General features: G+C 72.3%; 25 protein-coding genes. 17 read left to right on the top strand and 8 right to left on the bottom strand.

Going from position 1 to position 26,169, the window contains the following annotated elements; genetic code table 11:
- The first annotated feature begins 113 nt into the window (after nucleotides 1-113).
- The 8 genes from ACIP5W_RS21240 (at nucleotide 114) to ACIP5W_RS21205 (ending at nucleotide 7,598) form a co-directional block, all read left to right on the top strand.
- Complete coding sequence (locus ACIP5W_RS21240) at nucleotides 114-758, top strand: HAD family hydrolase (RefSeq protein WP_401475549.1); 645 nt, start codon at nucleotides 114-116, stop codon at nucleotides 756-758.
- A gap of 78 nt (nucleotides 759-836) precedes the next feature.
- Nucleotides 837-2,063, top strand: coding sequence for an MFS transporter (locus tag ACIP5W_RS21235; RefSeq protein WP_401475546.1), 1,227 nt, complete (start codon nucleotides 837-839; stop codon nucleotides 2,061-2,063).
- A complete protein-coding gene (locus ACIP5W_RS21230) occupies nucleotides 2,014-3,186 on the top strand; it encodes an acetoin utilization protein AcuC (RefSeq protein WP_401475543.1) in 1,173 nt (390 codons plus the stop codon). The genes ACIP5W_RS21235 and ACIP5W_RS21230 overlap by 50 nt, the downstream gene beginning before the upstream one ends.
- A 569-nt stretch (nucleotides 3,187-3,755) precedes the next feature.
- The gene (locus ACIP5W_RS21225; protein ID WP_401475540.1) at nucleotides 3,756-4,553 is read left to right on the top strand and encodes a phosphatase; all 798 of its coding nucleotides are present in this window, start codon (nucleotides 3,756-3,758) and stop codon (nucleotides 4,551-4,553) included.
- A gap of 134 nt (nucleotides 4,554-4,687) precedes the next feature.
- Nucleotides 4,688-4,900, top strand: coding sequence for a helix-turn-helix domain-containing protein (locus ACIP5W_RS21220; protein ID WP_381219358.1), 213 nt, complete (start codon nucleotides 4,688-4,690; stop codon nucleotides 4,898-4,900).
- A gap of 155 nt (nucleotides 4,901-5,055) precedes the next feature.
- Nucleotides 5,056-5,154 (top strand): 30S ribosomal protein bS22, encoded by a 99-nt coding sequence (locus tag ACIP5W_RS21215; protein ID WP_003948845.1) that lies wholly within the window; start codon nucleotides 5,056-5,058, stop codon nucleotides 5,152-5,154.
- Between the two features lie 288 nt (nucleotides 5,155-5,442).
- Nucleotides 5,443-6,504 (top strand): NAD-dependent epimerase/dehydratase family protein, encoded by a 1,062-nt coding sequence (locus ACIP5W_RS21210; RefSeq protein ID WP_401475537.1) that lies wholly within the window; start codon nucleotides 5,443-5,445, stop codon nucleotides 6,502-6,504.
- 14 nt (nucleotides 6,505-6,518) lie between these two features.
- Complete coding sequence (locus tag ACIP5W_RS21205; RefSeq protein WP_401475534.1) at nucleotides 6,519-7,598, top strand: lysophospholipid acyltransferase family protein; 1,080 nt, start codon at nucleotides 6,519-6,521, stop codon at nucleotides 7,596-7,598.
- Between the two features lie 257 nt (nucleotides 7,599-7,855).
- Here the strand turns inward: ACIP5W_RS21205 and ACIP5W_RS21200 are convergent, their stop codons facing one another.
- The 3 genes from ACIP5W_RS21200 to ACIP5W_RS21190 all read right to left on the bottom strand — a co-directional run bounded on the left by ACIP5W_RS21200 (nucleotide 7,856) and on the right by ACIP5W_RS21190 (nucleotide 11,513).
- Nucleotides 7,856-9,082 (bottom strand): DUF5667 domain-containing protein, encoded by a 1,227-nt coding sequence (locus tag ACIP5W_RS21200; RefSeq protein WP_401475531.1) that lies wholly within the window; start codon nucleotides 9,080-9,082, stop codon nucleotides 7,856-7,858.
- Between the two features lie 284 nt (nucleotides 9,083-9,366).
- Complete coding sequence (locus ACIP5W_RS21195) at nucleotides 9,367-10,200, bottom strand: ECF subfamily RNA polymerase sigma factor, BldN family (protein WP_401475528.1); 834 nt, start codon at nucleotides 10,198-10,200, stop codon at nucleotides 9,367-9,369.
- A gap of 410 nt (nucleotides 10,201-10,610) precedes the next feature.
- Entirely contained in the window at nucleotides 10,611-11,513 is a 903-nt protein-coding gene (locus tag ACIP5W_RS21190) for an HAD family hydrolase (RefSeq protein WP_401475525.1), read from the bottom strand.
- A gap of 130 nt (nucleotides 11,514-11,643) precedes the next feature.
- On the opposite strand from ACIP5W_RS21190, the gene ACIP5W_RS21185 reads away from it, so the two are divergent.
- From ACIP5W_RS21185 to ACIP5W_RS21165, 5 genes are all read left to right on the top strand, one after another.
- The gene (locus ACIP5W_RS21185; protein ID WP_401475522.1) at nucleotides 11,644-11,922 is read left to right on the top strand and encodes a glutaredoxin family protein; all 279 of its coding nucleotides are present in this window, start codon (nucleotides 11,644-11,646) and stop codon (nucleotides 11,920-11,922) included.
- 288 nt (nucleotides 11,923-12,210) lie between these two features.
- Nucleotides 12,211-12,978, top strand: a complete 768-nt coding sequence (locus tag ACIP5W_RS21180; RefSeq protein ID WP_401475519.1) for a redox-sensing transcriptional repressor Rex — start codon at nucleotides 12,211-12,213, stop codon at nucleotides 12,976-12,978.
- On the top strand, nucleotides 12,975-14,681 hold the full coding sequence (locus tag ACIP5W_RS21175) for a glutamyl-tRNA reductase (protein WP_401475516.1): 1,707 nt from the start codon (nucleotides 12,975-12,977) through the stop codon (nucleotides 14,679-14,681). Before ACIP5W_RS21180 ends, ACIP5W_RS21175 begins: the two co-directional genes overlap by 4 nt.
- A gap of 5 nt (nucleotides 14,682-14,686) precedes the next feature.
- Nucleotides 14,687-15,646, top strand: coding sequence for a hydroxymethylbilane synthase (hemC, locus tag ACIP5W_RS21170; RefSeq protein WP_401475513.1), 960 nt, complete (start codon nucleotides 14,687-14,689; stop codon nucleotides 15,644-15,646).
- Nucleotides 15,643-17,346 carry a uroporphyrinogen-III synthase gene (locus ACIP5W_RS21165; protein ID WP_401475510.1) on the top strand — a complete coding sequence of 568 codons (1,704 nt, stop codon included), beginning with the start codon at nucleotides 15,643-15,645 and terminating at the stop codon, nucleotides 17,344-17,346. Before hemC ends, ACIP5W_RS21165 begins: the two co-directional genes overlap by 4 nt.
- A gap of 70 nt (nucleotides 17,347-17,416) precedes the next feature.
- Here ACIP5W_RS21165 and ACIP5W_RS21160 read toward each other — a convergent pair whose 3' ends face one another.
- Nucleotides 17,417-17,596 carry a DUF397 domain-containing protein gene (locus tag ACIP5W_RS21160; protein ID WP_401475596.1) on the bottom strand — a complete coding sequence of 60 codons (180 nt, stop codon included), beginning with the start codon at nucleotides 17,594-17,596 and terminating at the stop codon, nucleotides 17,417-17,419.
- A gap of 428 nt (nucleotides 17,597-18,024) precedes the next feature.
- Entirely contained in the window at nucleotides 18,025-18,999 is a 975-nt protein-coding gene (locus tag ACIP5W_RS21155; protein ID WP_401475507.1) for a rubrerythrin family protein, read from the bottom strand.
- A 313-nt stretch (nucleotides 19,000-19,312) separates the two neighbouring features.
- Here ACIP5W_RS21155 and ACIP5W_RS21150 point away from each other — a divergent pair, with 313 nt between their 5' ends.
- Entirely contained in the window at nucleotides 19,313-19,837 is a 525-nt protein-coding gene (locus ACIP5W_RS21150) for a hypothetical protein (RefSeq protein WP_401475504.1), read from the top strand.
- A 120-nt stretch (nucleotides 19,838-19,957) separates the two neighbouring features.
- Complete coding sequence (gene hemB / locus ACIP5W_RS21145) at nucleotides 19,958-20,950, top strand: porphobilinogen synthase (protein WP_401475501.1); 993 nt, start codon at nucleotides 19,958-19,960, stop codon at nucleotides 20,948-20,950.
- Between the two features lie 9 nt (nucleotides 20,951-20,959).
- Here the strand turns inward: hemB and ACIP5W_RS21140 are convergent, their stop codons facing one another.
- Complete coding sequence (locus ACIP5W_RS21140; protein WP_401475498.1) at nucleotides 20,960-21,724, bottom strand: DUF4232 domain-containing protein; 765 nt, start codon at nucleotides 21,722-21,724, stop codon at nucleotides 20,960-20,962.
- Nucleotides 21,725-21,939: 215 nt separating this feature from the next.
- Between ACIP5W_RS21140 and ACIP5W_RS21135 the strand changes: the two genes are divergently transcribed.
- Nucleotides 21,940-23,292, top strand: coding sequence for a helix-turn-helix domain-containing protein (locus tag ACIP5W_RS21135; protein ID WP_401475495.1), 1,353 nt, complete (start codon nucleotides 21,940-21,942; stop codon nucleotides 23,290-23,292).
- A gap of 156 nt (nucleotides 23,293-23,448) precedes the next feature.
- A complete protein-coding gene (locus ACIP5W_RS21130) occupies nucleotides 23,449-24,663 on the top strand; it encodes a PLP-dependent aminotransferase family protein (protein ID WP_401475492.1) in 1,215 nt (404 codons plus the stop codon).
- A 9-nt stretch (nucleotides 24,664-24,672) separates the two neighbouring features.
- Here ACIP5W_RS21130 and ACIP5W_RS21125 read toward each other — a convergent pair whose 3' ends face one another.
- On the bottom strand, nucleotides 24,673-25,491 hold the full coding sequence (locus ACIP5W_RS21125) for a DUF4253 domain-containing protein (RefSeq protein WP_401475489.1): 819 nt from the start codon (nucleotides 25,489-25,491) through the stop codon (nucleotides 24,673-24,675).
- A gap of 103 nt (nucleotides 25,492-25,594) precedes the next feature.
- Nucleotides 25,595-25,990 (bottom strand): hypothetical protein, encoded by a 396-nt coding sequence (locus ACIP5W_RS21120; protein ID WP_401475487.1) that lies wholly within the window; start codon nucleotides 25,988-25,990, stop codon nucleotides 25,595-25,597.
- Between the last annotated feature and the right edge of the window lie 179 nt (nucleotides 25,991-26,169).

Below are 26,169 nucleotides of genomic sequence, written 5' to 3'. Positions count from 1 at the left end.
GGGACCCTGTGGGAGAGTAGGACGCCGCCGAACAATCATTCCGGGAGACCCCCGTGCCGATGGCACGGGGGTCTCCTGCGTTCACGGGACTTTTCGCGTTCTAGGATCGATTCATGCGCTACGACCTGGTCGTCTTCGACAATGACGGTGTGCTCGTCGACAGTGAGTCGATCTCCAACCGGCTGCTGGCCGCCTACCTCACGGAACTCGGGCACCCGACCTCGTACGAGGACTCCGTCCGGGACTACATGGGGTCCGCCATGCACCGGATCCACGACCTGGTTCTGGAGCGGACCGGGGAACGGTTGCCGGCGGACTTCGACGATGTCTTTCACGCCCGGGTGTTCGCCGCGTTCGAGCGGGAGTTGCGGCCCGTGGCCGGGGTGACCGACGTGCTGGAGAAGCTCTCCGCGGACGGGATGCCGTACTGTGTCGCCTCCTCCGGGAGCCACGAGCGGATACGGGTGGGGCACCGGACGACCGGGCTGGACCGGTGGTTCGAGGACGCACGGATCTTCAGTGCGCAGGACGTGGGCAAGGGGAAGCCGGCGCCGGACCTCTTCCTCTACGCGGCCGAGCGGATGGGGGTGACGCCGGAGAGATGCGTGGTCGTCGAGGACAGCCCGCTCGGGGTGCGGGCGGCCGTGGCGGCCGGGATGGACGTGTACGGGTTCACCGCGATGACACCGGCCGCGAAGCTCGCCGGTGCCACCGGACTCTTCGCCGACATGGGGGAGTTGGCCGACCTGCTGAGGTGAGCCCTGCGGCAAAGCTGATAAGAACTCATCTTTGGCTGGATCTACCCACGAGTACGCCGGGGCCCTACGCTCGCCGCCATGACAGAAGTGCTGCGGCGCGGTAGGGCCTCGTTGGCGTTCGGCTTCTTCGCCCAGGGCGTCGCCTTCGCGCTGCTCGTGACCCGGATCCCGGCCGTCCAGGACCGGTACGGGGTCTCCGACGCGCTGCTGCCCGTCTTCCTCGCCGCCGTACCGGTCCTGGCCGGGGCGGGGAGCGTGGCCACCGAGCGGCTCGTGAAGCGGATACCGCCCAGCCGGCTGCTGCGCTGGTCCCAGCCGGTCGTGCTGCTCGCGCTGCTCGGGGTGGGGGCCGGGGAGCGGATGGCCGAGCTGGGTGTCGCGCTCGCGCTGTTCGGGCTCGCCGTGGGAGCGCTGGACGCCTCGATGAACATGCTCGGGGTGAGCCTCCAACGCGAGTACGGGCGGAGCATCATGCTCGGCTTCCACGCGGTGTACAGCCTCGGCGGCATCCTGGGGGCCTCACTGGCGTGGGCCGGGGCACACTGGCACCTCGCGCTGTGGGTGTCGTACCTGCCGGTGGTGCTGGTGCTGCTGCCTGCCGTGCTGGTGGGGAGCCGGTGGTACGTCGACGCGGACGGCGGCGGACGTGAGGCCGTCCCCGCGGCGGACGGGGCGGAGCGGAGCGAGGGTGTCGTCTTCAAGGCGCTGTTGCCGTTGTGCCTGGTGATGACCTTCGCGTACATCGGGGACTCGACCGTCTCCAACTGGAGTGCGAAGTACCTCCAGGACGTCCTCGGGAGTTCCGAACAGCTGGCGACCGTCCCGTACAACCTCTACATGGTCACCACGCTGTTCGGGCGGGCCGTCGGAGACCTCGGGGTGCGGCTGTACGGGGCCGTCGCGGTCGTACGGGTGGGGGCGTCGGTGGCGGCGGCGGGGTTCGCGGTGGTGGCCGTCGCGCCGGGGGCCTGGGCCGGGACGGGCGGGTTCACGCTGGTGGGACTGGGGCTGTGCGTGCTGGTGCCGCAGACGTTCGCGGCGGCGGGGAGGCTGTTCCCGGGAGCCTCGGACGCGGCCGTCGCTCGGCTCAACGTCTTCAACTACGTCGGCTTCCTGATCGGTTCGCCGCTGGTCGGGGCGCTGGGGGACGCGTGGAGCTACCGGGGAGCGATGGCTGTGCCGATGGTGTTGGTGCTGGTGACGTTCGGGTACGCCAGGTCGTTCACGCCTCAACCCGACCGATACGGTGGCGGGCATGAGCGGCCGCGCACACCTGATGTGGGACGAGGCAGTAACGGGGTATGACTTCGGTCCGGACCACCCGATGGATCCGGTACGGCTGGCCCTGACCCGGCGACTGGTCGACGCCCTGGGGCTCGACCGGGAGGTGGAGATCGTCTCCGCCAAGCCGGCGGGTGACTCGACGCTGCGGCTCGTCCACCGGGAGGACTACATCCAGGCCGTGAAGGCCGCCTCCGTCGATCCGCGGGCGGCGGACGTGTCGTACGGGCTCGGCACGGTGGACGATCCGGCCTTCGCCGGGATGCACGAGGTGTCCTCGTTGATCGCCGGGCTGTCCGTGGGGGCGGCGGAGGCGGTGTGGCGGGGGGACGCGCTGCACGCGGTGAACTTCACGGGCGGGTTGCATCATGCGATGCCCGGGGGCGCGGCGGGGTTCTGCGTCTACAACGACGCGTCGTTGGCCATCGCGCGGTTGCTGGAGCTGGGAGCCCGGCGGGTCGCGTACGTGGATGTCGACGTGCATCACGGGGACGGCGTGCAGGCGGCCTTCTGGGAGGACCCGCGGGTGCTGACGATCTCGCTGCACGAGCATCCCCGGACCCTGTTCCCGCAGACCGGGTGGCCGGAGGAGACCGGGGCGGGGGACGGGGAGGGGGCCGCGGTGAACGTGGCTCTGCCGGCGGGGACGGGGGATGCGGGGTGGCTGCGGGCGTTTCACGCCGTGGTGCCGGAGCTGGTCGCTGATTTCCGGCCGGATGTGCTGGTCACCCAGCACGGGGCGGATACGCATTTCGAGGATCCGCTGGCTCATCTGGCGGTGTCGTTGGATGCGCAGCGGGCCGTGCAGATCGCCTGTCATGAGCTGGCCCACGAGTACGCCGGGGGGAAGTGGGTCGCCTTGGGGGGCGGTGGTTACGCGGTGGTGGAGGTGGTGCCGCGGTCGTGGACGCATCTGGTGGGGATCGCGGCGGGGCGGCCCGTGGTGCCGGAGACGGTGATTCCCGAGGGGTGGCGGCGGGAGGTGTTCGCCCGTACGCGGCAGTTGGGGCCGGTGCGGATGACTGATGGGCGGTGGCCGCTGTCCTGGGGGGACTGGGAGGCGGGGTACGACCCCGCGGACCGCTTGGACCAGGCGGTGCTGGCGACTCGGCGGGCGGCGTTTCCGTTGCGGGGGTTGCTGGCGTAGGGGGCGGCGAGGGCGAGGGGGTCGCCCCCGCCGCCCTTGTCCGTTTCCGTCCCCGGGGGCTCCGCCCCTTCGGCCCCGGCGGGGACTCCGGCCCCTGGACCCCGGCGGGGACTCCGGCCTCCGCGCCCCTGTGAGGGGCCCGGTCCTGTGTCCTGTGGGGGCTCCTGCCCCGGTACTCCGTCAGGGACCCCGTCCCGAGCACCGACGAGGGGCTCGCTCCTGGACCGGCCAGGGGCGGTGGCCCCAGTGCCCTTGCGGGGGTTCCGGCCCGAGGGCCCCTGTGAGGGTTCCGGTCCCAGTGCCCTTGTGGGGGGACTGAGCCGAGTGCCTTGTGGAGTGCCGGCCCGAGGGCCCCGGTGGTGCGACCGGTCCCCGCACCTTCGTCGGGGCTCCGCACCTTCGTCGGGGTTCTGCCCCGAGCCGCCGTCAGAGGATCCGGCTCTGCCCCGCGCTCGGTTTTCCTGCCATGGGGGGACGGTCTTACGCCGACCGTGGGGGCTTCGGGGGGGGGGTCGGGGACGGGGGAGGGGGGTGTTCGGGAGGATTTCAGGGTGTTGAGTCGGGCTGGTATGGCGGAATATCTGGTTCGGGTGGGGCTGGCGGGGGTGGTGGGGACCGAGCGTGAGGGGAGCCTTCGGCGGTATCGGGCGTTCGCGGCCCGGGATCCTCGGGTGTTGATCGGGATCGACCCCGAAGGGGTCTGGTCGGAGCGGGAGTTGATCTCGCTCATGGCGGAGAAGTGTGGGGTTTCGGCCGATCCGGAGCACGTTTCAGGGCATGATGTGATCGATCCCGAGCTGACGCTTCTCGCGTTGGACGCGTTCGCCGAGCGGCTCGCCGTGGTCGCCCAACGTGGTGGGGCCGTGCTGCTCGGGACCGGTCATCCGCACCGGCTGCTCGGGTTCTACGCAGGGATCGCAGACGCCCTGTCGGCGGCGGGATGTGTTGTTCTCACCCCGGCGCAGGGTCGCTGTGTCGACATAACGACCCGGTTCGGTCTACGTACGCACCACCTCGCCTACGTACGCGGTGTCGGGTTGGTGCGGGAACCCGGGTCCGAGCGCCCCGGTGGTGCGACCGGCGTGCACACGCACTCACCCCTCCCGGTTCGACTGGCGCTGGCGGCGGCCGCGGAGGCCGGCGGGCCGCTGCCGGATCTGGTGATCGGGGACCACGGCTGGGTCTGCGGAGCAGGTCAGCTGGGGTTCGAGGCGATCGGGCCGGCGGACACCGACGATCCCGCGCTCTTCGTCGGGCAGGCCGAGGGGACCGTGTCCGTCGCCGTTCCGCTTGATGACGGCGTGCGCGCCGGCTCCTACCTGCCGCTCACCCACTACGTACTCAATCGGGCATGTCTGTCACAGTAGGCCGCCGATGGGTGCACCTCTTCCCCACTCGCATCACCCGCCCCTACATTGGGGAGTGAGCACGCAGCGACGAAGAGTCACCGGAAGGGGAAGCCGGTGGCCGTCGAGTCGAGTGCGGAAGGTTCAGGTGTGTCATGGCTGCAGCTGGCGAGAGGCCTCTGAACGAGGTTCAGTTCCTTACCGTGGCGGAAGTCGCCTCGGTGATGCGAGTGTCGAAGATGACCGTGTACCGGCTGGTGCACAGCGGTCATCTGCCCGCCATCCGGGTCGGAAGGTCCTTCCGTGTCCCGGAGCAGGCGGTTCACGAGTACCTCCGCGAGAGCTACGTGGGGGTGGAAACCGGCTGACGGCAGGGCGGGGGGATCCGCATCACAGGGCACTCCGGGGTCCCTCCGCCGCCTCGATTACGACCTCAGCGCTCGGGCGGGTAGGCTAGCCCCTCGTAGGTCGTATGGGCCCATGGCGCCCAGCACCGAGTGATGAGAAGTGAGCGAGGGTAGTCGTGGGCTCTGTTATCAAGAAGCGGCGCAAGCGGATGGCCAAGAAGAAGCACCGCAAGCTGCTCAAGCGCACGCGCGTTCAGCGTCGTAACAAGAAGTAAGTTCGCTCGACGCGAGCCGCGAAAGCGTGGTGTGGCCCCCCAGCCGGTTACCGGCCGGGGGGCCACACGCATGTCGGCTTCCCGTGCGACTGGCTGAACCCCGTGCGTGTGCCCGGACGCGAACGTGGCCGATCCGGTCGTACGACCGGCCGGTGCCGTCACCTGGCGCATCGGGTGGTCATCACAGCGCAACACCGACCCGCTAAGTTGGCCCGCGGCGGGGAACCCGGCAAGGTGGGCGATGCGGCAGGGTAGGACCGGACCTAGTGCGGAAGGAAGGCGCTGATCTTGGGCAAGGTCGTGCTGGTGACCGGGGTGGCCCGTCAGCTGGGGGGCCGGTTCGTACGACGGATCCAGCGTGACCCGGACGTGGACCGGGTGATCGCGGTGGACGCCGTGCGGCCCGAACACCATCTCGGCGGCGCGGACTTCATCCAGGCCGACATCCGGCAGCCCACCGTCGCGCGGGTCCTCGCCGAGACCGGCGCCGACACGGTCGTACACCTGGACGTGACGGCCACCGCGCTCGGCAGCGGCAGCCGGACCACGGTCAAGGAGACCAACGTCATCGGGACGATGCAGCTGCTCGGCGCCTGCCAGAAGTCGCCGAACGTGAAGCGGCTCGTCGTGAAGTCCAGCACCAACGTGTACGGCTCCGCGCCCCGCGATCCCGCCGTGTTCACCGAGACCACCGCGGCCAAGTCGCTGCCCAGCGGCGGGTTCGCCAAGGACACCGTGGAGGTCGAGGGGTACGTCCGCGGATTCGCCCGGCGGCGGCCCGACGTCGCCGTGTGCGTGCTGCGGTTCGCCAACATCCTCGGCCCGACCGCGGAGACCCCGCTCGCCTCGTACTTCTCGCTGCCGGTCCTGCCGACCGTGTTCGGCTACGACCCGCGCCTGCAGTTCGTCCACGAGGACGACGTGATCGAGGTGCTGCGGCTCGGCTCGCACGAACCTCGGCGGGGGACGCTCAACAGCGGCACCTTCAACATCGCCGGCGACGGCGTGCTGCTGCTGTCGCAGTGCTCGCGGCGGCTCGGCAGGCCCACCGTCCCGCTCCTGCTGCCGGCCGTCACCTGGGCGGGCACCCTGGTGCGTACGCTGGGCATGACGGACTTCTCGCCCGAGCAGATCCGGCTGCTCACGCACGGCAGGGTCGTGGCGACCGACCAGATGCGCGAGACGCTGGGATACACGCCGAGGTACACCACCGCGGAGACCTTCGCGGACTTCGCACACAGCCAGGGGCCGGGGCTCCTGCCCCCCGAGGCCCTTGCCGGGGTCGTCGACCGGATCGCCGCGCTGCCCCACGCGGGCGGCGGCCACCCCCCGACGCAGAGCGCCAACTGAGGAGCGCATCAACGATGGCGGACGCCAAGGTCATTCCGTTCGACGACGACCGGTCCCGCGGGGGTGCCGTGCAGCGGCCGTCCCGGCGCCGGGGCGCGGGGAACCGGCGCGGGACCGGCGAACCGGCGCCGGTCCGTGAGATCGGTGAGGCCGCTGAGGCCGGTGCGGTCCAGCCCCTGCCCACCAGGGCGGTTCCGCAGGATGATGTTCCCGTGACCGGTGAGGAACAGTCACTGCGGCCGGACGGCGACGGCGGCGGCCTGGAGCGGCGGATCGCCGGCGGGCTGTCCTTCCTGCGCCGCCGGCTGACCGGTGACTACGACGTCGACGACTTCGGCTACGACCAGGAGCTGACCGACCAGGTCCTGATGTCCCTGCTGCGCCCGGTGTACGAGAAGTACTTCCGGGTGGAGGTGAAGGGCATCGAGAACATCCCGGCGGACGGCGGTGCGCTGATCGTCGCCAACCACTCCGGGACACTGCCCCTGGACGGGCTGATGATGCAGGTCGCCGTCCACGACCAGCACCCCGCCGGCCGTCACCTGCGGCTGCTCGCCGCCGACCTGGTGTTCGTCCTGCCGGTCGTCAACGAGCTGGCCCGCAAGCTCGGGCACACCCTGGCGTGCTCGGAGGACGCCGAACGGCTCCTGGCGCAGGGCGAGCTGGTCGGGGTGATGCCGGAGGGCTTCAAGGGCATCGGGAAGCCCTTCAGCGAGCGCTACAAGCTCCAGCGGTTCGGCCGGGGCGGCTTCGTGTCGACGGCGCTGCGGCAGGGCGCCCCGATCATCCCCTGCTCGGTCGTGGGGGCCGAGGAGATCTACCCCATGATCGGCAACGCCAGGACGCTCGCCCGCGTGCTCGGCTTCCCGTACTTCCCGCTCACCCCGACGTTCCCCTGGCTCGGCCCGCTCGGCGCGATTCCGCTGCCCACGAAGTGGACGATCCAGTTCGGCGAGCCGATCCCCACGGACGGCTATCCGCCGGAGGCGGCCGAGGACCCGATGCTGATGTTCAACCTGACGGACCAGGTCCGGGAACAGATCCAGCACACGCTCTACAAGCTGTTGGTGCAGCGGCGGTCGGTGTTCTTCTGAGTGCTGTTCCGCTGAGGTGAAGGGTCTGTGGGGACGGGTGGCTGCGGTCGCCGGGCGGAGTCCGGCGCAGCTGTGCGAAGCCTGCGGAGCGGTGCGAGTGCAGCAGACGGAGGGGCCAAGCTGTTGGTGCAGCGGCGGTCGGTGTTCTTCTGAGCCTTCGGTGTTCTTCTGAGCCGGGTGCGTAGATGCCTACGGCGGTGGGGGCGGCCTTCCCGAGAAGGTCGCCCCCACCGCCGTACGAGTCCGTGCGGAGGCCGCTAGCCCGCGTCCTCGCTGTCGATGCCCAGGCCCGGCAGGAGGCCGGGGAGGAGGGGTGGCAGCGTGACGTCCGGCTCGGTGGTCGGGGTCGTGGTCGGGGACGAGGTGCTGGTGTCCTGCGGCGGGTCGAGCAGGCCGCCCGTGTTGCCGCCGAGGAGGCCGTCCTCGCCGGGGTCGGCCGACTTGCTGGGTCCGCCGCTGTCGGGGCTGCCGGTGGCCGGGGAGCCGCCGCCCGCGCTGGGCGTGGTCGAGCGGCCGGTGCCCGACGGGCCGGGGGACGTCGGACCGGTGCCCCGTCCGCTGTCCTGGGCGCCGCCCGGGGCCGGGGGCTGGGGCAGCAGGGAGCGCAGCGGGGCGACCTCTTCGTCTATGGCGTCGAACACCGACGACACCTGCCGGCTGACGTCCCCGAGCTGGACGGGGAGCCGGTCGCGCAGGGCGCCCCAGACCTCTCGGTGCGAGCGCGAGAAGGTGGACAGGGCCTGGATGGGGCCGAGGGAGTCCGGGTCGCGCTCGTACGCCTCGTGGAGCAGGCGATGGCCCTCGGAGGCGTCGTAGCGCATGCCGGACAGGGCACGGCGGACCTCGCCGACGGACTCGTGGTCGAGCTGGGCGCCGCCGCGCCCGCGCTCCATGAGCCGGCGGGCTTCGCTGAGCCGGGTGGAGGCCTGGTCGAGATAGGCCTGGCCGCGCTCGCTCTCGCCCTCGGCGAGGTAGTTGAGCTTGAAATCCTCTATGCCGCGCTTCAGGCCGTAGAGCGAGTCACCGGGGAGGGCGTCGGAACTCGCGGCCGCGACCCCGCCGAAGGCGCCGGCGGCCACTCCGACGCTCAGGCCGCCCGCGGTGAGGCCCTTGGCGAGCCGTGTCCGCGGACGGAACTTGCCCAGCGGTGTCGCCCTGTGGGCACCCCGCGCCCGGACGGCGCGTTGTTCCGGCACCGAACGGTCCGCCGCCTCGCCCATGGTGCCCGCCTGAAGCATGGCCTCCATCGCGGCGACCAACTGCGCCCGCTGGACGACCTTGACCTCGGGGTCCATCTCCGGTCTCGGCAGCTCGGCGAGACTCGTCGCGAGGGCCAGGATCCGGCCTTGCTCGGTCTGGTCCGCGGCTGCCGGGGCCGGCGGTGGTCCTTCGGTCTGCTCGGCCGCCGTGCCCCGGTCGGACTGCTCCTCCAGGGCCTGGGCGAAGGCGTTCGCCCGCCGGTGCGCCGATACGTTCGCGATCACTGGCGGCACCTCCTCTCGTCATGACGGTCGACTCCTCGGGGGTCCTGAGGGTTGCACGTCCTCGACCGCTTCCGTGCGAACGAGTGATCGAGGCCGGCCAGGACGTGACCACAGGGAGCCTGTATCCCGCACAACGACTGGCGCGGCACTTGGGTTACGGACGACGGATGATCGGATGGGGAAGTCAACGGACTTTCACCGAACGTGAGTTGAGGTAGCCGACAGTAGGCGGGGGCGGGGGCGTGGGCGGGGGCGTGGCGGGAACGGGCGGGGCCGGTGCCGGGTCAGCGGGTGTCGTCCGGCAGGAGACGCGCGAGCGTGCGGACGGCCCGGTACTGCAGGGTCTTGATGGCACCTTCGTTCTTGCCCATGACCCGTGCGGTCTCGGCGACGGAGAGGCCCTGGAGGAAGCGCAGGGTCACGCACTCCTGCTGCTGCGGGTTGAGCCGTCGTACGGCGTCCAGCAGGGCGGCGTTGGAGAGGGACTCGAGGACGGAGTCCTCCGGGGAGCGCGCGACCTCGTTGGCGTCGAGCATCTCGCCGGTGGTGACCTCCAGCCGGAAGCGGCTGGACTTGAAGTGGTCGGCGACGAGGTTGCGGGCGATGGTGACGAGCCAGGCGCCGAAGTCGCGGCCCTGCCAGGTGAAGGTGCCGATCCGGCGCAGGGCGCGCAGAAAGGTCTCGCTGGTCAGGTCCTCGGCGGTCGCCTTGCTGCCCACGCGGTAGTAGATGTACCGGTACACCGTGTCGCTGTACTGGTCGTAGAGCCGCCCGAACGCGTCGGCCTCGCCGGCCTGGGCCCGCTCGACGAGGTCCATCATGCGGGCGCTGTCGCTGTCGGCGGCCGGTCGGCGGGCGGTGGTCGCGCCGGTCGCGCGTCCGCGTCTGCCGGCCACCCGTCCGTCGCCCGACCGCCGCCCTTCGGCGACGGCGCCGCGCGCCGGCACCTGCTCAAGACCGTCGGCCAGTGCGTAGCACGGGCCCACGGGCGCGGCGGCGGCGAAGGCGGGGACGGCGTACGCGGTGGGGACGAAGCCGCGCAGCAGGTCCTGGACCGTAGCGACCGTTGCGCGCAGCGTAGCCAGGCCCGAGGCGTCAACCCCGACGTGTGGGTACACGGGACTCCCAGAGGCAGAGCTTCCATCACGTGCAGTGCGGAACCTTTCACCCGTCGTAGCGACGGAGGGGTACCGGAATGCGTCTGAGGAGAATAACGCTTCGTATAGGCCCTGCTACACCCAGTTGCTCAATTCACCGGTTACGTCGCTTCCGTAGCCTATTGACGCCCATTCAGGTTGCGCAGGGTGAACGCTTGTTGACCGGAAAGATTCGCATTTCCGGTCGGACGGGGGCGTGTTGTGGCGGTGCGCAGACAACAGGACTGGCCGGGGACGTGCGGGGGTACGACGGCGGGATTGGCCGTGTTTCGCTGCGGCTGCCCGTCCGGGTGAGCACCGTGACCGCAGTTGGACGGTCGTACCGTCGGCTGTCGGCTGTCGGCTGTCGGCTGTCGGCTGTCGGCTGTCGGCTAACGGCGCCGGCGGTGCAGTGCGATGGCCGCCGCGGTGCCGCCCGCCACCGCGCCCACGCCCGCCGCCGCCGGGATGCCGACCTTCGCCGCCTTGCGGCCCGTGCGGTAGTCGCGCAGCCGCCAGTCGAGTTCGCGGGCGTGCCTGCGGAGCTTGGCGTCGGGGTTGATGGCGTAGGGGTGGCCGACGAGGGAGAGCATCGGGATGTCGTTGTGGGAGTCGCTGTAGGCGGCGCAGCGGGAGAGGTCCAGGCCCTCCGCCGCGGCCAGGGCGCGGACCGCCTCGGCCTTCGCGGGGCCGTGCAGCGGTTCGCCGACCAGCTTGCCCGTGTAGATGCCGTCGACGGACTCGGCGACCGTGCCGAGGGCGCCGGTGAGGCCGAGGCGGCGGGCGATCACCTGGGCGATCTCCACGGGGGCCGCGGTGACCAGCCACACCCGCTGGCCCGCGTCCAGGTGGGCCTGGGCGAGGGCCCGGGTGCCGGGCCAGATCCGCTCGGCCATGTACTCGTCGTAGATCTCCTCGCCGATCGACTGCAGCTCGGCCACCCGGTGGCCCTTGACGATCGACAGGGCCGAGTCGCGGGCCTCCTGCATGTGTTCCGGGTCCTCGACGCCGGCCAGCCGGAACCACGCCTGCTGCCAGGCGAACCGGGCCAGTTCGCGGGTCTCGAAGAACTTCCGTTTGTACAGGCCCCGGCCGAAGTGGAAGAGGGCGGCGCCCTGCATCACCGTGTTGTCGAGGTCGAAGAACGCGGCGGCCAGGTCGTCGCCCTGTACGGGGAACTGCGGTTCCTGCGCGGAGACGTCCTTGCGGGCGGCCTCCGCCGAGGCCTCGCCTGCCAACACGCTCCGCGCCGTGGCGGAGCGCCTACGGGGGGTGAGCCATCCAAGAGCGGCCATGGCGTGAGCATAGCCAGTCCGCCCGGTGGTTCCGTCGGTCACGAGGTTCGGAGGGTGTGAACACTCCGCGGCCGTGTCGTTAAGGAAGGTGTCCGGCCGCCCGTGCGGGGCGCGCGGGAGAATGGCTGACATGAGTCCCCTCTTCCGCCGCAAGGGCCCCGCTCCGCAGGACCGGCTCGTGACGTTGATCGGCAAGCCCGGATGTCATCTGTGCGACGACGCGCAGGAGGTGATCGAGAAGGTGTGCGGTGATCTCGGCGTGCCGTGGGAGAAGCGGGACATCACCGAGGATCCGCGGCTGCACGAGCAGTACTGGGAGCAGGTCCCGGTGGTGCTCGTGGACGGGCGGCAGCACACCTTCTGGCGCGTGAACGAGGAACGGCTGCGCGCGGAACTCACAGGCAACTGACCGGGCAGTCCAAGTGTGGTGAAAAGTCGCTTAGGATCGATGGTGACCAGATCTCGGGGGCGGGATTCGTGAGGAGAGTGTGCGGTTTTGCCCCCGATAATCAAGGAACGCGCGCGGGTCTGCGCCGGTTCCCCGCGAAGGCGCCGGGGGCGCGTGACCCCGGTCACGTTGGCCGGGCAAATCGGACACCATCTTTGTGCACGCGTTCACAAAGACATAGCCTGCATTCGACGGGGCGGTCTGGGGACGTGTGACCGCCTACAGCCCCGCTCTACCCGCAGGAGCACCGTGGCAACTGGCCGAACTCACCGACCGGCGACCCGTAGCCGAGGGATTCCCGAGGCCACCGTCGCCCGGCTTCCGCTGTACCTCCGCGCGCTGACCGCACTGTCGGAGCGCTCGGTTCCCACGGTCTCCTCCGAGGAACTCGCGGCCGCGGCGGGGGTCAACTCCGCGAAGCTGCGCAAGGACTTCTCCTACCTGGGCTCCTACGGGACCCGGGGCGTCGGCTACGACGTCGAGTATCTCGTCTACCAGATCTCCCGCGAACTGGGCCTGACCCAGGACTGGCCGGTTGTGATCGTCGGCATCGGCAACCTCGGCGCGGCGCTGGCCAACTACGGCGGGTTCGCCTCCCGGGGTTTCCGGGTCGCGGCGCTCATCGACGCCGACCCCGAGATGACCGGCCGGCAGGTCGCCGGGATCCCGGTCCAGCACAGCGACGACCTGGAGAAGATCATCTCCGACAACGGCGTCTCCATCGGGGTCATCACCACCCCGCCGGGCGTCGCCCAGCAGGTGTGCGAGCGTCTCGTCGCCGCCGGCGTCACCTCCATCCTGAACTTCGCGCCGACCGTGCTGTCCGTCCCGGACGGCGTCGACGTACGCAAGGTCGATCTCTCCATCGAGCTGCAGATCCTCGCCTTCCACGAGCAGCGCAAGGCCGGTGAGGAGGCCGCGGCGCACGACGGCGCCGTCCCCGCCCCCGCCGTGCGCCGCGCGGACGCCACCGACCAGGGACCCGACGGGGACGTACCCGCCGTGATGCCGGCATGAGTCTCCTCGTCGTCGGACTGAGCCACCGCAGCGCCCCCGTGAGCGTCCTGGAACGGGCCGCGCTCTCCGCGGACGCCCAGGCCAAGCTGCTGCAGGACACCGTCGCGGCCGAACCGGCCACCGAGGCCGGGGTGCTCGCCACCTGCAACCGCATAGAGCTCTACGCCGACGTGGACAAGTTCCACGCCGGTGTCGCCGAGCTGTCCACACTGCTCGCCCAGCACAGCGGCGTCGGCCTGGAGGAGCTCACCCCCTACCTCTACGTGCACTACGAGGACCGCGCCGTCCACCACCTGTTCTCGGTGGCCTGCGGACTGGACTCGATGGTCGTCGGCGAGGGGCAGATCCTCGGCCAGATCAAGGACTCCCTGGCCCGCGCCCAGGAGCTGCACACCGCCGGACGGCTGCTGAACGACCTGTTCCAGCAGGCCCTGCGGGTCGGCAAGCGGGCCCACTCCGAGACCGGCATCGACCGCGCCGGGCAGTCCCTGGTCACCTTCGGCCTGGAGCAGCTGGCGGCGGGCGGGGACGTCACCGCGTGGGCGCGGGGCAAGCGCGCCCTGGTCATCGGCGCCGGCTCCATGTCCTCCCTGGCCGCCGCGACGCTCGCGCGCGCCGGCGTCGCCGAGATCGTCGTCGCCAACCGCACCTTCGACCGCGCCGAGCGCCTCGCGCAGATCCTCGCCGAGAACGGCGAGCCGGTCATCGTCTCCCGGGCCGTGCCCATGGAGTCGGTACCGGCGGAACTGGCACGCGCCGACGTCGCCGTCTCCTGCACCGGCGCGACCGGACTCGTCCTCACGGCGGAAGCGGTCGCGGCCTCCGTCGAGGGCCGCACCGGAACGCCCGCCGCCCTCGCCTTTGCCGGCGGCCGGCCCGAGCACGCGGACATACGCCCGCTGCCGCCGACCTCCGTCGGAACCGACGAGGGCTGTCCGCTGGACCTCTCCGCCGTGCAGCCCGGCTTCTCCCTGATGGGGGAGGCCGCCGTGGCCGGCATGGACGCGGCCACGCTGGAACAGCACGCCGCCTGGGCGGCCGGCCAGGCCGTCGACCGCCGGGAGGCCGCGCGCCGCCCCGAGGCCGACGCCGAGCTGATCACCGCGCTGGCCGCGACCGCCGCCACCGTCGGCCGCATCCCCGAGCGCCGCAGGCCCGAGCCCGCCCCCGTGCCGGTACGGCCCGAGCCGGTGCTGTTCCTGCTGGACCTGGCGATGCCGCGGGACGTCGACGCGGCCGCGCACCGGCTCGCCGGGGTGCGGCTGGTGGACATCGAGTCGCTCGCCGAGGCCTCCGCGGACGCGCCGATGGCCGCCGACGTCGACCAGGTGCGGCGGATCGTCTCCGACGAGGTCGCCGCGTTCGGCGCCGCGCAGCGCGCCGCGCACATCACCCCGACCGTGGTCGCCCTGCGCGCCATGGCCGCCGACGTCGTCGCCGGTGAGATCGCCCGGCTCGACGGCCGGCTGCCCGGCCTGGACGACAAACACCGTGCGGAGATCACCCAGACCGTGCGGCGCGTCGTCGACAAGCTGCTGCACGCGCCGACCGTACGGGTCAAGCAGCTCGCGGCCGAACCCGGCGGCGCCGGGTACGCGGACGCGCTGCGGACCCTGTTCGACCTCGACCAGGAGACGGTGGCCTCCGTCTCGCGCGCCGAGGACAGCACCGAGAAGAACGCAGAGAACCGAGGGCCGGCATGAGCGGCATGAGTACGAACGCACTGAGGCTGGGGACCAGGCGCAGCAAGCTCGCCATGGCCCAGTCGGGGCAGGTGGCGGACGCCGTGAGCCAGGTGACCGGCCGGCCCGTGGAACTCGTCGAGATCACCACGTACGGCGACACCTCCCGTGAGCACCTCGCGCAGATCGGCGGCACGGGCGTGTTCGTCACCGCGCTGCGGGACGCGCTGACGCGGGGTGAGGTCGACTTCGCGGTTCACTCGCTGAAGGACCTCCCGACCGGGCAGCCCGAGGACCTGGTCCTGGCCGCGATACCGGAACGCGAGGACCCGCGTGACGTCATCGTCGCCCGGGACGCGCTGAAGTTCACCGACCTGCCGCGCGGGGCGCGCATCGGTACGGGCTCGCCGCGCCGCACGGCGCAGCTGAACGCGTACGCGCGCAGCCACGGGCTGGACATCGAGACCGTGCCGATCCGGGGGAACGTCGACACCCGGATCGGGTACGTGCGCGACGGCGCACTGGACGCGGTCGTGCTGGCCGCGGCCGGGCTGAACCGCATGGGCCGCAGCGACGAGGTGACCGACTTCCTGTCGGTCGACACGGTCCTGCCCGCTCCCGGCCAGGGAGCACTGGCGATCGAGTGTGCCGCGGGCAACGCGGACCTGATCGCCGCGCTCGGCGAACTCGACGACCCCTTCACCCGGGCCGCCGTGACCGCCGAACGGTCACTGCTCGCCGCCCTGGAAGCCGGTTGCAGCGCCCCCGTGGGCGCGCTGGCCGGCCTCCTGGCCGACGGGCAGATTGTCAAGGAAATGCGCCTGCGGGGCGTCGTCGGCACCACCGACGGTTCCCGCACGGTGCAGCTGTCCACCACCGGTCCCGTGCCCGAGACGTACGACCGGGCAATGGCGCTCGGCCGCGAACTCGCCGCCGAGATGCTCGCCCAGGGCGCGGCCGGTCTGATGGGGGAGCGAGCACAGTGAGCCCCACCACTCTTCCCGCCGCTCCGGAACATGGGCACGTCACCTTCCTGGGTGCCGGACCCGGGGATCCGGGACTGCTGACTCTGCGCGCCGTGGAGGCGCTGGCCCACGCGGACGTCCTCGTCGCCGAGCACGAGGTGCTCGACGTCGTGCGCACGCACGCCCGACCCGGCGTCACCGTCGTGCACGCGGAAGCCGGCCCGTCCTCGGGCTCTCTTCCGGGCACGGGCGCACCGCACCCGACGCTCGTTGACGCCACGTCAACAAGCGTTGGGAGCCCCGCCGTGCGGGATGCCGCACATCTTGTCATGGAGGCCGCGCGGGGCGGCAGGCGGGTCGTCCGTGCGGTGTCCGGGGACCCGGGACTTGATACGTACGCGGCCGAGGAAATGCTCGCCTGCGCGGCGGCCGGTGTTCCCTTCGAGGTCGTCCCCGGTATCGCGGCCGCCGTCGGCGTGCCCGCGTACGCCGGTGTGCCGCTGCGCGACGCGCAGGGCGCGGACGTCCGGTTCGTCGACGCGCGGACCGCTTCCGACCGGTGCTGGACCGAGGTCGGCGTGTCCGACGGGACCGTCGTGGTGTCCACGACGCTGGACTCCGTGGCGGCCGCCGCCGGGGAGCTCGTCGCGGCCGGGCGCAAGCCCGACACCCCGATGACCGTCACCGTCGCCGGTACGACGACCCGGCAGCGGACCTGGAGCGCCACGCTCGGCACCATCGCGCAGACGCTGAAGCAGGCGAAGGTGCTGCCCTCGCCCGAGGGCGGCAGGCCGGTCATAGCCGTGGTCGGTGAGCGTTCCGCCCCCGCCCAGCGCGACCAGCTCGCCTGGTTCGAGTCCAAGCCGCTGTTCGGCTGGAAGGTGCTCGTGCCGCGCACCAAGGAGCAGGCGGCGTCGCTCTCCGACCAGCTGCGCTCCTACGGCGCCGTGCCGCACGAGGTGCCGACCATCGCCGTCGAGCCGCCGCGCACGCCCCAGCAGATGGAGCGGGCCGTCAAGGGGCTGGTGACCGGGCGGTACGAGTGGATCGCCTTCACCTCGGTGAACGCGGTCAAGGCGGTGCGGGAGAAGTTCGAGGAGTACGGGCTCGACGCCCGCGCCTTCGCCGGGATCAAGGTCGCGGCGGTGGGGGAGCAGACGGCCAGGGCGCTGGTCGCCTTCGGTGTGAAGCCGGACCTGGTGCCCAGCGGTGAGCAGTCCGCGGCGGGCCTGCTGGAGGACTGGCCGCCCTACGACCCGGTCTTCGACCCGATCGACCGGGTGTTCCTGCCGCGGGCCGACATCGCCACCGAGACGCTCGTCGCCGGGCTCATCGAGCTGGGCTGGGAGGTCGACGACGTCACCGCCTACCGGACCGTGCGGGCCTCGCCGCCGCCGGCCGAGACCCGTGAGGCGATCAAGGGCGGCGGGTTCGACGCCGTGCTGTTCACGTCGTCCTCCACGGTGCGCAACCTGGTGGGCATCGCCGGCAAGCCGCACAACGTGACGGTGATCGCCTGCATCGGTCCGGCGACCGCGAAGACGGCCGAGGAGCACGGGCTGCGGGTGGACGTGATGGCTCCGGAGCCGTCCGTGCACAAGCTCGCGGAGGCGCTGGCCGAGTTCGGCCTGCGGCGCCGCGCCGCCGCGCGGGAGGCCGGGGACCCGGTCAGCCGGCCCAGCGAGCGGCGGCCGGGGGCGCGGCGGCGGCGGGCGACGTAGCCGCCCCGGCCTCGACGGCACCTTGCGCCCCGTCGTCTCTTGCGGAGACGGCGGGGCGTGGTGCGTGACGTCAGTGGCCGGACGCGTAAGGCAGGAAGGCCGCCCAGGCGGTGGGGGCCGGGGTGAGCCTAGGTCCCTGGGGGTGCTCGGAGTCGCGGACCAGGATGCGGGCGGGAGCCGGGGCCACTTCTACGCAGTCGGGACCGTCAGGCGTGCTGTAGCTGTTCCTTATGGCTGTGACGAGGGCTATCCCTGCCCCACGCCCGGCACCGGGCGTTCGGCCGAGCGCCACCCGCTCCGGTGTCACCCACGTACGTGCGTACCGGCCGAGCCACTACACGATCATCGGCAACCACCTCGCCCAGCACCGGGCGCTGTCCCTGACCGCGATAGGGCCGGCCGTCCACCTCCTGTCGCTGCCGCAGGGCGCCCCCGTAGACATCCGCAGCCTCGCCGACCGCTTCCCCGAAGGGCGGGACCGCATCGCCTTCGGGCTGCGGGAGGTGGACGTACGCCTGGCCCGAGGTGGCCGCGCGGGAGACCGTCCAGGCGGCGGAGCGGACCGTGAAGGTGCAGGTCAGCGACGCGCCCTTGGCGCTGCTGGAGTACGGCTTGCCGCCGAGGCGGCCGGTGTCCGGACGAGGGGCGGTCCAGGGCGTGGGCGTGGGGCGGGCTGTGTCACTGAGGGTTGTCGAGCATCCGCTGGAAGGCCCGGGCGTGGCCGGCTTCGTCGGACGCGTTGTGGCGGAACAGGCGGGCGGCCTTCTGGTCGCCGACGGCCTCGGCGCGGCGGGCGAAGGTGGGGTACATGGCCTCGGCCTCGTAGCGTTCGCCGGCGATGGTCTTGGTCAGGTTCTCCCGGGTGGTGCGGACCAGGCCGTACAGCTTCGCCTCACCGGCGAAGTGCTCGCGCAGTTCGATACCGGCCGTCCCCCGGAACAGGCGGGCCAGGGCGGGGCGGTTGTCGGCGGCGGCGTGCTCGGCGTAGAGGGTGTAGCGGGCGTGGGCGAGGGCCTCGCCGTGCATGGCGGTGTCGAGGTTTGCCAGGGTGCGTGCCGAGCGGACCTCCGGGCCGCCGGCGGGGACCTCGACCGCGTCGACGGGCGGCGGGGCGGGGATGCGGCCGCGGCCGGTCTCGACGACTTCCAGTGCCGCGCGGAACCTCGCGAGGTGCTGGGCCTCGTCCTTGGCGATCTCGGTGAACAGCTCGGCGGCGTTGTCGTCGCCGTCGGCCGCGGCCTGCCGGGCGAACGTGGGGTACATGACGTTCGTCTCGTAGGTCTCGCCGGCGATGGCGGCGCGCAGGTTGTCCGCGTCGGAGCCGACCACACCGGCCAGGGCGGCCTCCTCGCGGAAGTGCTCGTTCAGTTCCACCGAAGCCGTCTTGCGGTACAGCCGCGCGGTGGCCGGGAGGTTCTCGCGGTCGGCCTGGGCGGCGTAGAAGGTGTACGAGGCGTTGGCGTAGGCCTCGCCGCGCATGGAGGTCTCGAGGTCGGCGAGGGTCTGGGGGTCGAGTCCGGCCGCGGCGGCGGGGTCGGAGGCGCCGCCGCGCGGTACGGACGGCGTGGTGGCGGACGCAGGGCAGGCGATCACCGCGGCGGCAGCGGCGGTGGACAGGCACACCAGTGCGGCCCGGGTGGCGAAGCGTTTCATGGTCTTCCTCGGTCGTAGGTCGTCTGCTGCCCCCCCTCGGGAATCAGCTCAACACCTCCGGGAGGAGGCGACGAGCGGGGATGGGCCATCGGCTCGACCGCCGCGGTGACGGTTCACCCGCTCGGTCATCCCGGCCCGTCCCCCGTCCGCCGTCCGCCGTTCGCCCGTCGACTGCCTTCCGCGCAGGCGTTGTTACCGGTCCGCGGTGCGCCCGGCCGGTGTGCCGGTGGGGTCGTCCGGAGTTCACCCGGCGCGCGATGGGCACCGGGCGCTTCTACGGTGGCCACATCTGACCGCCTAGTCCGGAGCCGGCATGGGAACAACGACGATCAACGGAGTTCCGGCGCATCCGCTGTGGGTGCACGTCGTGGTAGTGCTGGTACCCCTGTCGGCGCTCGCGCTGGTGGTGTGCGCGGCGTGGCCCGCGGTCATGCGCAGGGCCGGGGTCGGGCTTCCGCTGCTGGCCCTGGCGGCCCTGGTGTCGGTGCCGCTGGCGACGGACGCCGGTGAATGGCTGGCGGAACGGGTCTCGGAGACCGCCGCCGTGGAACGTCACACGGAGATGGGCGACGAGCTGCTGCCCTGGGTCGTGGCGATCTTCGTGCTGGCGGTGCTGCTGTGGCTGCTGCACCGCGGGCTCCTGCACCGCTTCCTGCCGGCCGGGTCGGGTGACGTGTCCGGGTCGGGTGGCGCGTCCGGGGCGGCGGGCCCGCTCGCCTCCTCCCGCGTGATCCTGGTCGTGGGCACGGTGCTGGCCATGGTCGTCGGAGTCGGGGCGGTCGTGCAGGTCTACCGCATCGGCGATTCCGGCGCCAAGGCCGTCTGGCAGGGATTTTGACCCCCGCCCGCCCCGGACGGCTCGGGCAGGCCGGTACGGGTGACCTGGGAGGGGGAGGCCGTCGCGGGCCCGACTCGGCGTCGGCAAAGGCGCGGGTGGGACGGGCGTAGCGTAGAGCGCATGACGAAGTACGGATCCTTTCCCGGTTCGCGTCCGCGGCGGCTGCGGACCACCCCCGTCATGCGGCGCATGGTCGCCGAGACCCGGCTGCACCCGGCCGACTTCATCCTTCCCGCGTTCGTGCGGGAGGGCGTGAGCGAGCCGGTGCCGATCGGGGCGATGCCCGGAGTCGTGCAGCACACCCGCGACAGCCTGAAGAAGGCCGCCGCGGAGGCCGTGGAGGCCGGGATCTCCGGGATCATGCTCTTCGGGGTGCCGGAGGAGTCCAAGAAGGACGCCCTCGGGACGGTGGGGACCGACCCGGACGGCATTCTCCAGGTCGCGCTGCGGGACGTGCGGGCCGAGGTCGGGGACGACCTGCTGGTGATGTCCGACCTCTGCCTCGACGAGTTCACCGACCACGGGCACTGCGGGGTGCTCGACGAGCAGGGCCGTGTCGACAACGACGCCACCCTCGAGCGGTACGCCGAGATGGCGCAGGTCCAGGCCGACGCGGGCGCCCATGTCGTGGGGCCCAGCGGCATGATGGACGGGCAGATCGGGGTCGTCCGTGACGCCCTCGACCAGATCGGGCGGGAGGACGTCGCCGTCCTCGCCTACACCGTCAAGTACTCCTCCGCCTTCTACGGGCCCTTCCGGGAGGCCGTCGGCTCCTCGTTGCAGGGGGACCGCAAGACGTACCAGCAGGACCCCGCCAATGTGCGTGAGTCCCTGCGCGAGCTGGCCCTCGACCTCGAGGAGGGCGCCGACATGGTGATGGTCAAGCCGGCCGGGCCCTACCTCGACATCCTCGCGCGGGTCGCCGACGCGGTGGACGTGCCCGTCGCCGCCTACCAGATCTCCGGCGAGTACTCGATGATCGAGGCCGCCGCCGAGAAGGGCTGGGTCGACCGCGACCGGGCCATCCTGGAGGCGCTCACCGGCATCAAGCGGGCGGGGGCGCAGAACATCCTCACCTACTGGGCCACCGAGGTGGCCCGGACCCTGCGGTGAACCAGTGACCTACCAGGCGAGCGCGTCGTCCATGCTCTGCTGCCAGTACGTCACCGTCAGCGAGCTGTCGTAGTAGACGCCCTTGGCCGGGAGCGGCGGCGTCGCGGAGGCGCCGCCGTCGCTGTTCGGGGTGCGGCCCTGGAAGGCGACCGTCAGCTTCCTGGCGGTCGTGCCGCCGTCGCCGCTGCCGTCGGCCGCCGACAGCAGGACGCCCGCGTAACCGGACTCGCCGGGTGAGAGGGTCGTGACCGCCTGCGGCTTGGTCGCCTCCGCCGCCGTCGGCGCCCACTGCATCTCGTCGAAGCGGAGCACCGGGTAGTAGGTCAGGTCGCACACCTTGCTGCCGGTGTTCGTGACCGTGATCAGCATGTGGTTGAGGGGGCGCGGGACCGGCTGGGCGGTCACCTTCGTGTTCGAGCCGTTGCACAGGACGCGGTTCTCGGGGGCGTTCGGGTCCTTGTCGTCCGTGGCGGGGCCGGCGCCCGGCTTGGCGGACGTTCCGCCGGCCGGCTTCGCGGCCGAGCCGGAGCCGGAGCCGGAGCCGGATCCCGTGTCCGTGTCCGTGTCCGTGCCCGATCCGGTGCCGGTGCCGGTGCCCTTGTCCGAGCCGGTGGCCGGCTTGTCGGTCCCCCGGGGCTGCGCCGTGACCGACGACGCGGGGGTGGACGCGCCCTCGTCCTCGGTGCCCGTTCCGTTCTCGCAGGCCGTGAGCGAGAGAGCGGCGAGCGCGGCGACGGCGGGGACGAGCAGGCGGCTGGTGCGGCGGATGCGCATGGTGAATTCCTCTTACCGAAAAGGGTGGTTGGCGTACACCGCTCGACCGGGTGCCGGGAGCGGCGTGCTTGGATGGCCACAGCTTGTGGGGAGATCCGTCCCGGCCGCCACGACCTGCGGACGATCCGGGACGCTGGAACGCCCGCAACGGGTCTGAGCTGGGAAGACACACCATCCCTGGAACGCCGGGATGGGACACGAGGGGTGGACGAACGGTGGCTGCGGCCGAGTTCGCGGAACTGCTGCGAGAACTGAAGGACCGGTCCGGGCTGAGCTACGGCACGCTCGCGAAACGGCTTCACATGAGTACGTCGACGCTGCACCGCTACTGCAACGGGGACGCCATCCCCACGGACTACGCGCCCGTCGAACGGCTCGCCCGGCTGTGCAAGGCCTCGCCGGCCGAGCTGGTCGAGCTGCACCGGCGGTGGGTGCTGGCGGACGCGGGGCGGGGCAAGAAGGAGAGCGGGCCGGCGGTGCAGCCGCCGGTGGAGCCGGAGCGGGAGCCGGACGCGGCGCCGGTGGTGGCGCCGGACGTGGTCCCGGTGGAGGCGGTGGGGGACGACCCCGACCCCGACTCCGAGACGGAGCCGGCCGTCGTCGTCACCGACCTCGCGCGGGACGGCGTACCGCGGCCGTCCGCCGGCCGGCGTGGGCGGCGGGCCGTTCTGGCCGGGGTCGCCGTCGTCGCCGTGGCCACAGCCGTGGTTCTCGGGATGCGGCTGTCCGGCGGTGGCGCCGAGGACGCCGGGGGTGCGCGGGAGGCCGGGGCCGCCCGGTCCGTGCAGGAGAAGGGGACGGGGAGCGCGGCGCCGTCCGGGAGCGGGTCGGTCTCCGCCTCGCCGTCCGCGTCCCCGTCGGTATCCGTCTCCGCGTCCTCTTCGCGGACGCCGTCCCCCTCGGCCTCCGGCGGCGGGCGGCCCGGCACGGCCGTCGAGGACGGCAGCGCGGCTCCCCCGCTCACGGTGGAGGTCCGCCCGAACGCCTGGCTGGACCCCTGCAACCAGCACTACCTGATCGACCGTGAGCCGGGACGGGTCGCGCCGCCGCCCGTCGAGCAGGACGCGCCCGCCTGGGTGGCCGCGCACGGGGCCGTGTCCTCGGGGTCGCAGTTCGTGCAGGTGACCGTGCAGGGTACCGGTGACGAGACGGTGGTCGTCGACGGGCTGAAGGTCCGCACGGTCCAGAAGCGGACGCCGCTCGCCTGGAACGACTACGCCATGGGCTATCCGGGCGTCGGCTGCGGGGGCGGCGTGCCGACCCACTACTTCACCGTGGCCCTCGACGCCGTGCGTCCGGCGCTGGTGCCGGAGGCCGGGCACGCCGACTTCCCCTTCAAGGTCAGCGAGTCCGACCCCGAGGTCTACTACATCGACGCCGACGCCTCCGCGTACGACGTCAGCTGGACGCTGGAGCTGTCCTGGTCCAGCGGGTCCCGGCACGGCACGCTGGTCGTCGACGACAAGGGCAGGCCGTTCCGCACGAGCGGCAACAACGGGCGGCCCGCGTACGAGTTCCCGCTCGGCGGGTCCGCGTGGCAGCGGGCGGGGGCGTCCCCGACGCCGTAGGACCCGCCCGCCGCCTTCCGCCTTCCGCCGCCCGTCCCACCAGGGGCGTCCGCATGGTGAAAAAGTGGGTGTAGACGGCAGTCATTTCCCTAGGCTGCGCGGGTGCGAGGAACACAGCGTGCGTGACCGCCGCGCCCGCAGCCGAAGGAGCCGTTCATGACCGTTGCCGCCGCAGCCGCCACCCCTGTCGCTTCCGTGCCGCCGCTCGCGGCGCGGGCCCGCGCCGTCGGGGGGTCGCCCGTGCGGGACATCCTCGCCGTCACCGCGCGGCCCGAGGTGATCAACTTCGCGGGCGGGCTCCCCGCGCCCGAACTGTTCGACCGGGAGGGCGTCGCCGCCGCCTTCCGCCACGTGCTGGAGGAGACGCCGGGGCGGGCGCTGCAGTACGCCACCACCGAGGGCGAGCCCGTCCTGCGGGAACTGCTGGCGCAGCGCATGTCCGTGCGGGGGCTGCCGACCGGCGCCGACGACCTGCTCGTCACCACCGGCTCCCAGCAGGGTCTGTCGCTGCTCGCCACCGCGCTCGTCGAGGCCGGCGACACCGTCCTCGTCGAGGAGCCCTGCTACCTGGCCGCCCTCCAGGTCTTCGGCCTGGCGGGAGCCAGGGTCCTCGCCGTGCCCGGGGACGCGGACGGCCCCGACCCCGAGGCCCTCGCGGAGCTGACCGTCCGCGAACGCCCCAAGCTGCTCTACACCGTCCCCACCTTCCAGAACCCCACCGGCCGCACCCTGCCCGCCGAGCGCCGCGCCGCCCTCGCCTCCGTCGCCGCCCGGCACGGCCTGTGGATCGTCGAGGACGACCCCTACGGCGAACTCCGCTACGACGGCGAGCCCGTCCCCTGGATCGCCGCCCACCCCGACGCCCGCGACCGGACCGTGCTGCTCGGCTCCTTCTCCAAGGTCATGGCCCCCGGTCTGCGGCTGGGCTGGCTGCGCGCGCCGGCACAGCTGCGCCGGGCCTGCGCGGTCGCCAAGCAGGCCGCCGACCTGCACACCCCGACCGTCAACCAGCTCGCCGCCGCACGGTACCTGGCCGTCTCCGATCTCGACGCCCACGTGGCGAGGGTGGCCGGCGTGTACCGCGAGCGCCGGGACGCCATGCTCGCGGGTCTGCCGGACGCCCTCCCGAAGGGCTCGGTGTGGAACCGCCCCGAGGGCGGCATGTTCCTCTGGGCCCGGCTGCCGGAGCCGTACGACACCACGGCCCTGCTCCCGGCGGTGGTGCGCCAGGACGTGGCCTACGTCCCCGGCGCCCCCTTCCACGCCGGTGAACCCGACCGCTCCACCCTCCGGCTGTGCTTCGTGACGCAGACCCCGCAGGAGATCGCGGAGGGGCTGCGCAGGCTGGGGCGGGGGATCGGGGGAGAGTAGGGAGGACGGTCAGTCCCACCAGAAGTACCAGGTGCGCTCGCCGATCAGCTCCTCCGCGTACTCGCGCAGACTGCCCGGGCCCTGCGTGATGTTGTCCGGGCAGAACGCGAAGTGCTCGGCGGCCACCGCCTCCGCCTCCTGAGCCGTGGTGGGCGGCGCGGCCACGGAGACCGCGAGCAGATCGAAGCCGAGCGCGACGACGCGTATGCCGAAGCGGTCCTCCCAGGACCGCAGGACCGCGCAGAGACGAGCCACGTCGTTCTCGTGGTTGAGCGGGCCGGACCAGCCGATGGCGGCCGGGATGTCGGCGGAACGGCGGGCCGGGACGAGAGCCAGGCGCGGCTTCTCGGGCCAGGAACGGGTGCCGTCGGTCAGCGAGTCGGCGACGTGGGCGGCGCAGGTGGCCGGGTCGATGGTGAGGGAGGGGGAGGAGGCCGGTCCGGGCCAGTCGGGGCCGAACGGCGCGAGCATCCCGGCGGTCTCGTCGTCCTCCTCCGCCATCTCCCACTCCCAGAAGTCCGCCAGGACGTCCTCGGCGTCGTGGTCGCCCGGATAGGACACCTTCGCGGGTATCAGGTCCCACCTCTCCGGGCCGCCCCGGCCGCCCACGTCGATGAGCACCGGCAGGAGTCCGGCCCGCCCGGCCCGCCCGCCCAGCGCGGTCCAGTTGCCGGGCGCGGCGGCCTTCTCGGCGTGCCACAACAGCGGCTCGTGCCAGGCGCCTTGGTTCGTCGTGTCGATCAGCCGGCCCGGCGGGAGCTGGAGGCCGAGGGAACGCCCGCTGGGATCGGACGCCAGCCTGGGCAGCGGGTTGGGAAGAGTCGCCATGCCGTGACAGTAAGGGCGGGCACTGACAACGGCGCTTTCACCGAGCGGATCCGGAGGACCGGCCGGGCGGTCGCCGTCCTCCGGGCGCGAATCCGCGATCCGCTCAGGACTTCCCCTCACCCGAACCGCGGCGCTCGCGGCCGGTGGCACCGACGGGCTGGTGCTTGCCGCCGTTCTTCGCGTCGGCGTGGTGGGTCAGGACCTTCATGATCTCCGAGGCCAGTGACTCGGCCAGGGCGGGGGCGAGGGACTCGGCCAACGCCTTCGCGAGGGACTGCGCGAACAGCACCCGCTCCAGTTCCGAGGCCGGTGAGGGCTGGGGCTGCGACAGCGACGCCATGGCCGCCTCCACCAGCGCCGCCGTCAGCGGGTCCTTCCCGTACCTGCCACCGGTGCCGCCGTGCGGAACTCCGGCCTCGCGCACCATTTCCTCGAAGACTTCGTCGATGAAGGCCTCCAGGGGATCCCGTTCCGATTGTCCGCCGGACTCAGCTGCCATTGTGGTTCCTTAAGGTCTTCGCTTGTCTTACGGGGCCTGCCCCCCGGTGTCGCGATCACGACGATCCCGACGTCCGGAGGGCAGGAAGAACGACGTCCTAGCGGCGCATCAGCGCGGCCAGGAGCAGCGGGTGCTCGATGCCGGACTCCTCGCCGCGCTCCTCGCGGCCGCGCCGCATG

The sequence above is a fragment of the Streptomyces sp. NPDC088766 genome (genome assembly GCF_044750845.1).
Lineage (GTDB): Bacteria > Actinomycetota > Actinomycetes > Streptomycetales > Streptomycetaceae > Streptomyces.
This window is presented reverse-complemented; position numbering and strand designations above follow the sequence as displayed.